This window comes from Acinetobacter sp. TUM15064, assembly GCF_008980265.1.
Taxonomy (GTDB): Bacteria; Pseudomonadota; Gammaproteobacteria; order Pseudomonadales; family Moraxellaceae; genus Acinetobacter.
This window is the reverse complement of record NZ_BKFU01000085.1, coordinates 1-9,906: the sequence shown is the minus strand read 5'-3', so window position 1 is coordinate 9,906 and position 9,906 is coordinate 1. Positions and strand designations below refer to the sequence as shown.

Sequence of the window (9,906 nt, the reverse complement as noted above, 5' to 3'; positions counted from 1 at the left end):
TAATGCTGTCAGATGACTTTTACATCAAACTCAAAGCAGCCTTACTGAATATAATTTTCTCAGGTGCTTTCTTACTTTCCCCTTATTTTGGCAAAGAACGCAAACCGCTGATCAAACGTTTGTTCGGCCCAATCTTCAATTTAACCGACGCAGGTTGGAAAAATTTAAACTTTGCATGGGCGGCCATGTTTGCTCTCATGTCTTTTTTACACGTATTTTTCGCATTTTTATTTATGGACGGAAAATATTGGGGAGAATTCACGGCTTTTGGTGACATGATCGTGATGTTTTCCTTTATCATTATTCAGTTTATTGTATTACGTAAATACTTTAAATCTTCTGAAGAGTAATTTAGCCAGAACATACATCGAGAATTCATATGCCGCTATTCGTTGTCACATGTACCGATCAGGAAGGGACTGTCGAAAAACGCCTTGCTACACGTCCAGAACATCTTGTTCGTTTACAAAAGCTCAATGATGAAGGTCGTTTAATTGTTGCTGGTGCAATGCCTAAAGACCCAAGCAATCCACAAGCGGGTTTTTATGGCAGTACGATCATTGTTGACTTTGACTCACGTGAAGCACTCGATGCATGGTTACAGGAAGAGCCTTTCTTAAAAGCAGGGGTTTATCGTCATATTGATGTTAAACCATTTAATAAAGCATTCCCTCAAGGATAAGGTCATGCGTGTCGTTGTCACAAGCTTATTGGGTTTATCTCTTCTTTCTTCTATGGCATGGGCGGTTGAAACCGCACCTGCTCCAAGTGTAGCCCCTGCCGTCCAAGCAACGACTGCGGCTCCACCACCATCTGGACACAACACCGCTACACAACCAAAAATTATTCCTGCTGTAGCAACCATTAGTCCAAATGGTCAACCACAGGAAGCCAAACCGCTCACCGCTGAACAATTGGCGAAAAACAAAGCCCTCCAAGATGCCAAAGTCAAAGCATTGGTCAAAGACCAAGCTTCTCGCTTAGCTCAGTTAGAAAAAGCCAATCTTGATGCTTTGGCACAAAACCAAGAGCTACAACTTAAAAATGACAGCCTCGGTGTACAAGTACAGGTTTTACAAAGCGAACGCAGTGCACAAATGTTTCTCTACGGTGCAGCAACCATCGCTGTGGGTGTCTTACTGGGTTTCTTAATTGCTAGTTACGTTTATACCAAACGCCGTCGTCAGTGGTAAGCTAAGCCCTATTAGAAACAATAGGGTACTGTGGCTTTGTCAAGCGCAATTCAAACTGCCGATTTAGAGTGGCAACAAGTTGATGGCATTGATGTGCCAGTTTCAAAACAATTTGGCGATGTCTATTTTTCCAAAGACAATGGTCTACTCGAAACACGCCATGTGTTTTTAAATGGCAACGATTTATCTGAGCGCCTGTCAAATCTTCAGCCCTTTGAATATTTTAGTGTTGGTGAAACTGGCTTTGGCACAGGGCTCAACATCTTGGCACTTTGGCAACTTTGGCAACAAGTACGGCCAAATAACCACAGCCATCTCCATGCCATTTCAGTTGAAAAATTTCCGCTATCTAAGGCTGATCTGATACGCGCACTCGATGCTTGGCCTGAACTTAAACCGATCGCCGATGAATTGATAACACAATACCCGCATCCGATTGCGGGTTGTCATCGCCTGAGCTTCCCTAATGAACGTTTTAGCCTAGACCTTTGGTTAGGCGATGCCCACGATGTTTTCCCTAGTATGGCAAAAACCAGTAGCGTTAACGCATGGTTCCTCGATGGGTTTGCACCCTCATGTAATCCTGACATATGGGAAGAACAAGTTCTTCAACATATTATTCGCCTATCAGATGTCGGGACGACCTTTGCTTCATTTAGTGTTGCAGGCGTGCTCAAACGTGGTTTAACACAGCATGGTATTTCTATTTCACGTCCGCGTGGATTTAAACACAAACGCGAAATGCTCAAAGCCATCTGGTTCCCTGCTGAGCCTGAACATACATCAGATGCTGTAGACGCCAAATCGGTATCGGATCAAAACCGACCTGGTCAACGACCATACCCTTTTAAACAGCGCCATATCGCAATCATAGGTGCAGGGATTGCAGGTTTAACTAGTGCATGGGCCTTTGCTGAGCGTGGGCACCAAGTCACGCTCTACGACCAATCTGAGCCACTCGCAGGAGGTTCAGGCAATCCGCTGGCCTTACTCAACCCCAAACTTTGTCCGATTGAACAAAGTCATGAACATCTCATGACCTTGGCTTGGCAACATGCTTTACAGCACTATTCCAAATTTCAAGCTTTTCGCCCGATTCAAGTACATCAACTGGCGCTTAAAAAAGCCGAAGACTTACTCGATCTCGAACCACAATATCCTGCGGGTCTTTTGACAGCCGAAACCGCTGCTGATTCAGCGTTAATCACTGAATATTCCAGTCTGAATTTAACCGAAGCGGGCGCCGTTTCACCACATCAACTCAGAGATCAAATCTTAGCGCATCCGCTGATTCAGTTCGTACAAGCCAACATTACTCAAATCCATCCAGAGCACAATGAAATCGTAGATGAACAAGCTCAATCTCTAGGTCAGTTTGATCACGTGATTGTGTGTTGTGCACGCCACACGGCTACTTTCTTTGAGCAGTACCCTGTGCTGAAGCCCATTCGTGGACAAGTTAGCTGGGTGGAGAACACGTCACAAGCATTCGCACTTGATCAAGCCTATAGCTATGGTGGCTATTGTATGCAGCTTGATGCTCAACAGCTCATCTTAGGCGCATCCTTCTATCCGAATCGGGACGACAGCGATGTTTTGCTTGAAGACCATGTGCATAACTACGAGCTTATCCACAGTGTCTTTCCAGATTATGCACAATCACTTCCTGATGTGAGGACTTGGCAAGGCCGTGCATCCGTTCGCGCGCAAAGTTTGGACTATTTTCCAGTACTTGGTAGAATGTCCGAACAGTCTGAAGTTTATAGCTTTGCAGGCCTAGGCTCTAAGGGCTTCTTATTTGCGCCTTTATGCAGTGAAATTTTAGTGGCACAGATACTAAAAGAGGCCTGCCCTGTTCCTGAGTCACTGCTACAAAAGCTCAGTCCAACCCGATTCCACAAGAAAGTCAAAGCCAAAAAGCCTTATTTTAAAGCGCAGTCTTAGTTCTGCTTTTGACTCAAGTGCAGCGCATGGCGCTATAGAGAAAATTCATATTTCCAAGACATTAAAAAAGCGCCTTACGGCGCTTTTTTTGCTGTTGCTTAGTTGCCCTGCTCTAAGGCTAGACCAGCATCACGAGCAGCACGAGTACCGCCCATTAAAATGACATACTCACGCGCACTATCAAAACCTTCAAGTAGCTCTGCTGCACGTGGTGCTTTGCTTCCGCCGCCACATAATATATAAATCGGTTGACCCGTCGACACCTGAGTAAGGCTCTGTGCCGATAGTCCTGTGATGGGCTGATTAACCGCCCCTTTCACGTGTGCTTCGGCATAAGCATTTGAATCGCGTACATCCCAGATGATCGCATCCTCTGGGAACTCAAATGTTGTAATTTCTTGTTTACGGATCATTGCGCACTCCTTTGATGTAAACAACACTTGGCAAATGAAGAAAACATCCCTAGCATCTCAGATATTCTTTCTATTTGTAAAGGTCTAATCCATGCCATCTTTTGATATTGTTTCAGAATTAGAAATTTTTGAGGTAAATCATGCTGTTCAGAATACCCAAAAGGAAATTGCAACCCGTTTTGACTTCCGAGGTCAAGATGTTTCAATTGAACTCAATGAAAAAAACAAAGAAATTAAAATCTCAACAGAAAGTGATTTCCAGTGCGAACAAGTTTATACCATGTTAGAGAACCATTTCTTTAAGCGTAAAGTTGATATTCAAGCGCTTGATCCACAAAAAATGACCGCTTCAGGTAAAAATGTACTTCAAGTGGTGAAATTAAAAGACGGACTTGACTCAGATACCGCAAAAAAAATTAACAAAGCCATTAAAGAAAGTGGCATTAAAGTGCAATCTTCAATTCAAGGCGACAAAATTCGTGTGACTGATAAAAAGCGCGATACATTACAGCAAGTAATGACGTTTTTAAAAGAACAGCAATTTGGTCTGCCTTTACAGTTCAATAACTTTAAAGACTAATCCCCTTGTTCGATCATTTGAGGTAACTATGCCAAAGGCCAATCGCTTATCTAAAATTGTAAAAGCCACTTCTCGCTTGCCGAAAGCGTTGCGTACACGATTATGGAGTCAAGCTTTTGGTCGCATAGTTCCCATGGTCGGCAGTGCTCATATCCGTTATTTACAAGTGAGTCATAGTGAAGTCGTCGTCAAAATTGAAAACCACCGAGCTATGCAAAACCATATTGGTCAACTACATGCCTGTGCCATGGCCTTGATTGCTGAAACGGCAACAGGTTTTGTCACAGGGATGAATGTGCCTGACCATTGCATCGTTCTGATTAAAAGCATGCATATTGACTTTAAACGTCCAAGTAAAGGTGCCATGACAGCGACAGCCACCTTAACACCAGAACAACAGCAACTGATGCAAACTACCGCCAAAGGTGAAACTTTAGTTTCTGTGACAGTAATGGATGAATCGGGTGAAGCACCTGTTCAATGTGAAATGTTATGGGCTTGGCTCGATAAAGCATCATTAAAAAAATAAGAATGTAAATATAACTTACTGTTTGGTAAGTATAAAATTTACAACAATACGCTAAAGCCGCGACTAAAACTTACTATATCTTTGCTTCAACTCAGCTCAAAATCATGCTACATAATATGAATATTTGAGCTGACTTAATGAAAAAAAGACTAATTTTAGCAACGACCCTATTTTCTTTAGGGCTTGTCGCCTGCCAACAACACAACCCAGCCAACACATCGGTTTCAACAACGCCGAGTCACCATTCTGCCTCTGCTCTGACCGAACAGAATAAAAAAATTGTGGTGGACTTTTATGAAGGGGTTTTTAGCAAACATCAGGTTCAAACCTATTCAGACCGCTATATTGGTACACAATATATTCAACATAATCCCTATGTTGCAGACGGCAAAGCGCCTTTTGTAAACTATTTCACCCAGTATTTTAAAGAACACCCACAAGCAAAAAGTACCATCAAACGTGTGATTGCCGATGGTGATTTGGTTGTACTGCACGTCCACTCCACCCAAAATGCACAAGACCGCGGAGAGGCTGTCGTTGATATTTTCCGTGTCGAACAAGGCAAAATTGTAGAACATTGGGATGCCGTGCAGAGCGTGCCTGCCGAATCAGCAAATAGCAACACGATGTTCTAAAGCTTAATCACTTTTCAAATAGTTATAAAAAAGCCAGTATTATTACTGGCTTTTAGCTCGTCTCAAGCTTAATTGGCTTGATTGGCAAAAAATTTCTCTTTCACATCAGTTGGAATTTGGCGCTTATTGCCTTTGACATCCACTGCCACAAAGGTAAATACACCTTCAGTTACACGTACAGGTGGGCGTGAACTATCATGACTGTCCCATACCTCAATTTCCATTTGAATCGAGGTATTGCCTACTTTTAAAATTTTAGTATAACAACTAATCACGTCCCCGACTTTGACAGGGACCAAGAACGTCATCTGATTAATCGAAATCGTTGCACAACGCCCTTTACTAAAGCGTTCTGCATGAATTGCGCCGGCCAAATCCATTTGTGACACAATCCAACCACCAAACACATCTCCACTCCAGTTGGTATCAGCTGGCATTGCAATCGTTTGAAGAGATAGCATCCCTTCTGGTTTCACATGAATCTCTGACACGTTGACTCCAATTTTCGTTATGACTGGGCTTGCAACTGTTGATCTAACCATTGTTGCAATTGTGGCGCACGGAGCGCGCCGCTTATTCTAGCAATTTCAGTAGTTTTATTCATTAAAACTAAGGTTGGAATACTTCGCACATTAAAGGCACTACTTAATCGTGGAGATTCTTCGGTATTAATTTTGGCAAAAATCACTTGTGGATTTTGTTTCGCCACTTCAGCAAAATGCGGTGCCATCATTTTACAAGGACCACACCACTCTGCCCATAAGTCAATCAATACAGGCAAATCACTATGGCTAATAAACTGACTAAAATTTTGTTCATTCAACTCAATAGGTGTAGCAGGCAGAAGCGTAGCATGACATTGGCCACAACTCGGATTAGCATTCAGCTTCTCTTCAGGGACACGATTTTTTGCCATACAGGTCGGACAGACGATAATCATTTAATTGACTCCAATATGTTGGTGTAAAAATTCTAATTGGGTCGAAATGGCTTTTTCAAACCAGGTGGCATGATAAATATCGAAATGTTGCATCTCCCATTCATGATATTGAACAAAGGGAGCAATATTGGTCGCCGCTTCACGACTCGACTCAATAGGTATGAGGCTATCATGTTTTGCTGCAATAAAAAGTACAGGAATATTAATTTGCCGTACATTTTGAATCGGACGATAACGGATTAAATTAAAAAATAGTCGTGCGGGAATCTCACCACTCCAATAATAGTCTGGATTGATAATCGAACGATAACCCAAATACGCATCTTGGGTCGGCATAAAACACAGCTTTCGGGGGTCAACTACGGGTAAAGTCGTTGGCGCTAAACCAACTTTGCCCCCCATATAATCTTGGCTGGACAGCTTTAATGCTTTCGGGAGTTGCTGTAACGGGTAAAGCTTGGCACTTTCAGCACCATCGACAAAAGGCACTTGTGCCATCACCGCCTGAACATTTTTGAACTCTGCAGCAATATCGAGTACATATCCACCGCTGAGTGCCGTCCCCCACAGCACAATACGTCGGCTATCAATCGACTTACGCTCTTTGACATGGTTAATCATGGTGCGCCAGTCTTCGAGCTGCTTTTTAATCGACACCAGCTCTCTTGGGCGCCCCGTACTCCCCCCCCAATAACGATAGTCGAATAACACGACCGCATAGCCCGCTTGTGCAAACCGTTGCGCAAATTGAATCAGTTTGAATTGGCGAAGCCCAGCCAAGCCATGAGCCATCAAAATCACTGCGGGCTTCTCTTCAGTTTTCGGACGGTAAAAATCTGCAGCAATGACCTCTTGGCCACTTTTCACATACAGCGGTTCAACGGTATAGGCGTGCATACCTGCTCCATTGCGTTATTTTATGGTTGTAATCGCTTATAAATATTTCAACAGCATAGGCTGAGCTTTCAGCTTAATGCTATCATAAAGCATATCTCGATTATCTTAATTTTGGAGTGACAGGATGAGTGAAAATGTAGGCTTTGCAGGTCAAATTGGTCCTGAACATTTGGTTCAAGTGGTTGAAAAAGGGTTTAAATCTGTGATCAATAACCGCCCAGATATGGAAGGTGGCCCAGAACAACCGACCAGCGCTCAAATCGAGGAAGCTGCACGTGTAGCAGGCTTGGATTATGTCTACCAACCTGTGGTTGCTGGTCAAATCACCGAAATGGATGTTCGCACTTTTGCCAACCACTTTAATGAACTTCCAAAACCTGTTCTCATGTTCTGCCGTACAGGTAATCGCTCAAATAACTTGTACCAACTTGCCAAACAAATGGATCTGTTAGATGACTAAACGGTTGTTTAAACACGTCATCTGTACTGCTCTGCTTTTAGCAAGCAGTACACTTTGGGCAGCAACGGAAACACTCAGTCAGTCACTGAGTCCGCAACTGAGTGTTTCAGGACAAATGACCACAGATAAGTTTCAACAATTGATGAAACAAGGTTTTAAGTCAGTCATTGTCAACAGACCTGATCAAGAACAAGGCAATACCGTTCGCGTTGAGCAACTACGAAGTATCGCAGAACAAGCGAAAGTCAGTGTGATTTACCAGCCAGTTACCAGCAGTAAAATTTCTGAAACAGACGTGGTTGAATTTGCTAAATATTATAATGAGCTCCCCAAACCCATTTTAATGGTCTGTAAAAGTGGTGAACGTTCAAGTCGGCTCTTTCATCAAGCCAAACAATTAGGACTACTGCATGAATAAGCTCTTTCTTCTTTTACTCTGTTGTACACTTATAACTGCATGTAGTTCCATGCATGTTCGACCTACTGTTGGCGTCAGCGTTGGTAGCAGTTTATAAATAATGACGGCAATCCATGCCATTTTTTTACAAAATATAATCCCCAAACCCCATGAATATGTTAACTATAGAGTAATCTTGCTTAGGTAAACTCTGTGTTATGTATGATCTGATTATTATTGGGGCAGGAACTGCGGGTATTGCAGCCTACCAACAAGCCATTAAGTCCACACAAAATCTATTAATCATTAATGATGGACCGTGGGACACCACTTGTGCACGTGTCGGCTGTATGCCCTCAAAAGTCCTGATTTCTACAGCCAATCGCATGCATGATATTCAACATGCGGATCGTGTCGGATTAAAAGTAGAATCAAAAATTGACCGCAGTCAGGTCATGCAACACGTACAAGCACTCCGCGATCGCTTTACCTCTAGTACCCTTAAAACCGTAGAGAGCTGGCCTAAGTCGCACAAAGTTCAAGGCCGTGCTCACTTTGTCGATGCAAAAACGGTCGAAGTGAATGGGCAACTCTACCAAGCCAAAAGCTTTATTTTAGCTGTAGGCTCCACACCAAGTTTTAACCCAATGTGGAAAGATGAACTCGGTGATCGACTTATCACCTCCGATCAAATCTTTGAACTTGATGCTTTACCTAACTCCTTAGCCGTTATTGGGAGTGGCGTCATCGCGATTGAACTCGCGCAAGCCATGCAACGACTTGGTGTCAAGACCACGGTCTTTGCACGTAGCCGTAAAGTCGGCGTTCTGACCAGTCCTAAATTACAGCAGTTGGCACAAACAGAAATTGGCGATGAACTTGAAATCAAGTTCGAAGTTTTACCCACTGAAGTTAAGTATACAAACGATCAAGTTGAACTTAGTTTTACTGAAAATGATCAGCCTAAAACACTTAACGTCGATTATTTACTGGTTGCTACTGGACGAAGTAGTCTTTTAAATACGCTTAAACTCGAAAATATCGACACATCATTCACAGACTTAAAACATTTACCTGTTGATCCTAAGACAAAACAACTCGCTGACTACCCGATTTTTATCATTGGCGATGCACATACCGACACCCCTCTGCAACATGAAGCTGCACACGAAGGTAAAGTTTCGGTTAAAAATGCATTGAACTTCCCCACTATAGAATCATGCAAAACTCTAACACCTTTAGGCATCGTGTTTAGCAACCCAGAAATGGCAATGGTTGGACAAAACTTTAAGCAACTACAAAGTGCAAATATCAATTTTGTCATCGGCGAAGTATCCTATGCAAAACAAGGACGTGCATTGGTTCTGGGTAAAAACTATGGGGCCATCGAGGTTTATGTAGATAGAAGTAGCCGAAAGCTACTGGGTGCTGAATTACTCACAGAGTCTACTGAACATTTGGCCCATTTATTGGCATGGATGATTGCAGAAGAATTGACTATCGATGAAATTTTGGAAAAACCATTTTATCACCCAACCCTTGAAGAAGGCTTAAGAACGGCTTTAAAACATGCTCGTCGACAACTCAATCCCTAAGCTGCCAAATTCATGTTCTCTTGCTATAGATACTTAGACGTTTACGGTGCGTGATTAAACGATTTCATCAACCATCTTCAATGAAAAGCTGAGTTCTATTTTTTGAATGAGGTTGATCCAAACCAAAAACCAGATACTGATAAGACATCAGCATTAATCAATGACAATAAATTCACTATTTCGCTAACTGCATAATAAAAAAGCCCCCTAACTTAATCGTTAGGGGGCTTTTGAATAATGAGCTGGCGATGACTTACTCTCACATGGCAAACGCCACACTACCATCAGCGCTAAGAGGTTTCACTTCTGAGTTCGGGAAGGGA

14 protein-coding genes are annotated in these 9,906 nt (G+C 42.7%); 10 read left to right on the top strand and 4 right to left on the bottom strand.

Annotation, left to right across the window (positions count from 1 at the left end):
• The 4 genes from GBI16_RS16590 to mnmC form a co-directional block, all read left to right on the top strand.
• Positions 1-350 (top strand): septation protein IspZ (locus GBI16_RS16590; RefSeq protein ID WP_171494578.1); only part of this gene is annotated, 350 nt, incomplete at its 5' end.
• A gap of 29 nt (positions 351-379) precedes the next feature.
• A complete protein-coding gene (locus GBI16_RS16585) occupies positions 380-682 on the top strand; it encodes a YciI family protein (RefSeq protein ID WP_086210481.1) in 303 nt (100 codons plus the stop codon).
• Positions 683-686: 4 nt separating this feature from the next.
• The gene (locus tag GBI16_RS16580) at positions 687-1,193 is read left to right on the top strand and encodes a hypothetical protein (protein ID WP_086210482.1); all 507 of its coding nucleotides are present in this window, start codon (positions 687-689) and stop codon (positions 1,191-1,193) included.
• 36 nt (positions 1,194-1,229) lie between these two features.
• Positions 1,230-3,137, top strand: a complete 1,908-nt coding sequence (gene mnmC, locus GBI16_RS16575) for an FAD-dependent 5-carboxymethylaminomethyl-2-thiouridine(34) oxidoreductase MnmC (protein WP_086210494.1) — start codon at positions 1,230-1,232, stop codon at positions 3,135-3,137.
• Between the two features lie 98 nt (positions 3,138-3,235).
• Here the strand turns inward: mnmC and GBI16_RS16570 are convergent, their stop codons facing one another.
• Positions 3,236-3,550: a rhodanese-like domain-containing protein gene (locus GBI16_RS16570; RefSeq protein ID WP_086210483.1), complete on the bottom strand. Its 315-nt coding sequence runs from the start codon at positions 3,548-3,550 to the stop codon at positions 3,236-3,238.
• Between the two features lie 91 nt (positions 3,551-3,641).
• Here GBI16_RS16570 and GBI16_RS16565 point away from each other — a divergent pair, with 91 nt between their 5' ends.
• The 3 genes from GBI16_RS16565 (at position 3,642) to GBI16_RS16555 (ending at position 5,294) form a co-directional block, all read left to right on the top strand.
• Positions 3,642-4,130 (top strand): YajQ family cyclic di-GMP-binding protein, encoded by a 489-nt coding sequence (locus GBI16_RS16565; protein WP_004697619.1) that lies wholly within the window; start codon positions 3,642-3,644, stop codon positions 4,128-4,130.
• Between the two features lie 28 nt (positions 4,131-4,158).
• Positions 4,159-4,659, top strand: a complete 501-nt coding sequence (locus GBI16_RS16560; RefSeq protein ID WP_086210484.1) for a DUF4442 domain-containing protein — start codon at positions 4,159-4,161, stop codon at positions 4,657-4,659.
• Positions 4,660-4,796: 137 nt separating this feature from the next.
• Complete coding sequence (locus GBI16_RS16555) at positions 4,797-5,294, top strand: nuclear transport factor 2 family protein (RefSeq protein ID WP_110975828.1); 498 nt, start codon at positions 4,797-4,799, stop codon at positions 5,292-5,294.
• A 68-nt stretch (positions 5,295-5,362) separates the two neighbouring features.
• Here the strand turns inward: GBI16_RS16555 and GBI16_RS16550 are convergent, their stop codons facing one another.
• The 3 genes from GBI16_RS16550 to GBI16_RS16540 are packed head-to-tail and all read right to left on the bottom strand — an operon-like array spanning position 5,363 to position 7,131.
• On the bottom strand, positions 5,363-5,785 hold the full coding sequence (locus tag GBI16_RS16550) for an acyl-CoA thioesterase (RefSeq protein WP_086210486.1): 423 nt from the start codon (positions 5,783-5,785) through the stop codon (positions 5,363-5,365).
• Between the two features lie 17 nt (positions 5,786-5,802).
• Positions 5,803-6,234 carry a thioredoxin TrxC gene (trxC, locus tag GBI16_RS16545; RefSeq protein ID WP_086210487.1) on the bottom strand — a complete coding sequence of 144 codons (432 nt, stop codon included), beginning with the start codon at positions 6,232-6,234 and terminating at the stop codon, positions 5,803-5,805.
• Positions 6,235-7,131 carry an alpha/beta hydrolase gene (locus GBI16_RS16540; RefSeq protein ID WP_086210488.1) on the bottom strand — a complete coding sequence of 299 codons (897 nt, stop codon included), beginning with the start codon at positions 7,129-7,131 and terminating at the stop codon, positions 6,235-6,237.
• Positions 7,132-7,255: 124 nt separating this feature from the next.
• Here GBI16_RS16540 and GBI16_RS16535 point away from each other — a divergent pair, with 124 nt between their 5' ends.
• From GBI16_RS16535 to GBI16_RS16525, 3 genes are all read left to right on the top strand, one after another.
• Positions 7,256-7,591 (top strand): TIGR01244 family sulfur transferase, encoded by a 336-nt coding sequence (locus GBI16_RS16535; protein ID WP_005401736.1) that lies wholly within the window; start codon positions 7,256-7,258, stop codon positions 7,589-7,591.
• Positions 7,584-8,009 carry a beta-lactamase hydrolase domain-containing protein gene (locus tag GBI16_RS16530; RefSeq protein WP_086210489.1) on the top strand — a complete coding sequence of 142 codons (426 nt, stop codon included), beginning with the start codon at positions 7,584-7,586 and terminating at the stop codon, positions 8,007-8,009. Before GBI16_RS16535 ends, GBI16_RS16530 begins: the two co-directional genes overlap by 8 nt.
• A gap of 197 nt (positions 8,010-8,206) precedes the next feature.
• The gene (locus tag GBI16_RS16525; RefSeq protein WP_086210490.1) at positions 8,207-9,583 is read left to right on the top strand and encodes a dihydrolipoyl dehydrogenase; all 1,377 of its coding nucleotides are present in this window, start codon (positions 8,207-8,209) and stop codon (positions 9,581-9,583) included.
• The last annotated feature ends 323 nt before the right edge of the window (positions 9,584-9,906 follow it).

Bases quoted from the DNA above. Each gene is read 5' to 3' on its own strand.
- GBI16_RS16570 (WP_086210483.1), bottom strand. From the start codon at position 3,550: ATGATCCGTAAACAAGAAATTACAACATTTGAGTTCCCAGAGGATGCG.
- GBI16_RS16560 (WP_086210484.1), top strand. From the start codon at position 4,159: ATGCCAAAGGCCAATCGCTTATCTAAAATTGTAAAAGCCACTTCTCGC.
- GBI16_RS16555 (WP_110975828.1), top strand. From the start codon at position 4,797: ATGAAAAAAAGACTAATTTTAGCAACGACCCTATTTTCTTTAGGGCTT.
- GBI16_RS16540 (WP_086210488.1), bottom strand. From the start codon at position 7,131: ATGCACGCCTATACCGTTGAACCGCTGTATGTGAAAAGTGGCCAAGAG.
- GBI16_RS16585 (WP_086210481.1), top strand. From the start codon at position 380: ATGCCGCTATTCGTTGTCACATGTACCGATCAGGAAGGGACTGTCGAA.
- trxC (WP_086210487.1), bottom strand. From the start codon at position 6,234: ATGATTATCGTCTGTCCGACCTGTATGGCAAAAAATCGTGTCCCTGAA.
- GBI16_RS16535 (WP_005401736.1), top strand. From the start codon at position 7,256: ATGAGTGAAAATGTAGGCTTTGCAGGTCAAATTGGTCCTGAACATTTG.
- GBI16_RS16525 (WP_086210490.1), top strand. From the start codon at position 8,207: ATGTATGATCTGATTATTATTGGGGCAGGAACTGCGGGTATTGCAGCC.
- GBI16_RS16580 (WP_086210482.1), top strand. From the start codon at position 687: ATGCGTGTCGTTGTCACAAGCTTATTGGGTTTATCTCTTCTTTCTTCT.
- GBI16_RS16530 (WP_086210489.1), top strand. From the start codon at position 7,584: ATGACTAAACGGTTGTTTAAACACGTCATCTGTACTGCTCTGCTTTTA.
- GBI16_RS16565 (WP_004697619.1), top strand. From the start codon at position 3,642: ATGCCATCTTTTGATATTGTTTCAGAATTAGAAATTTTTGAGGTAAAT.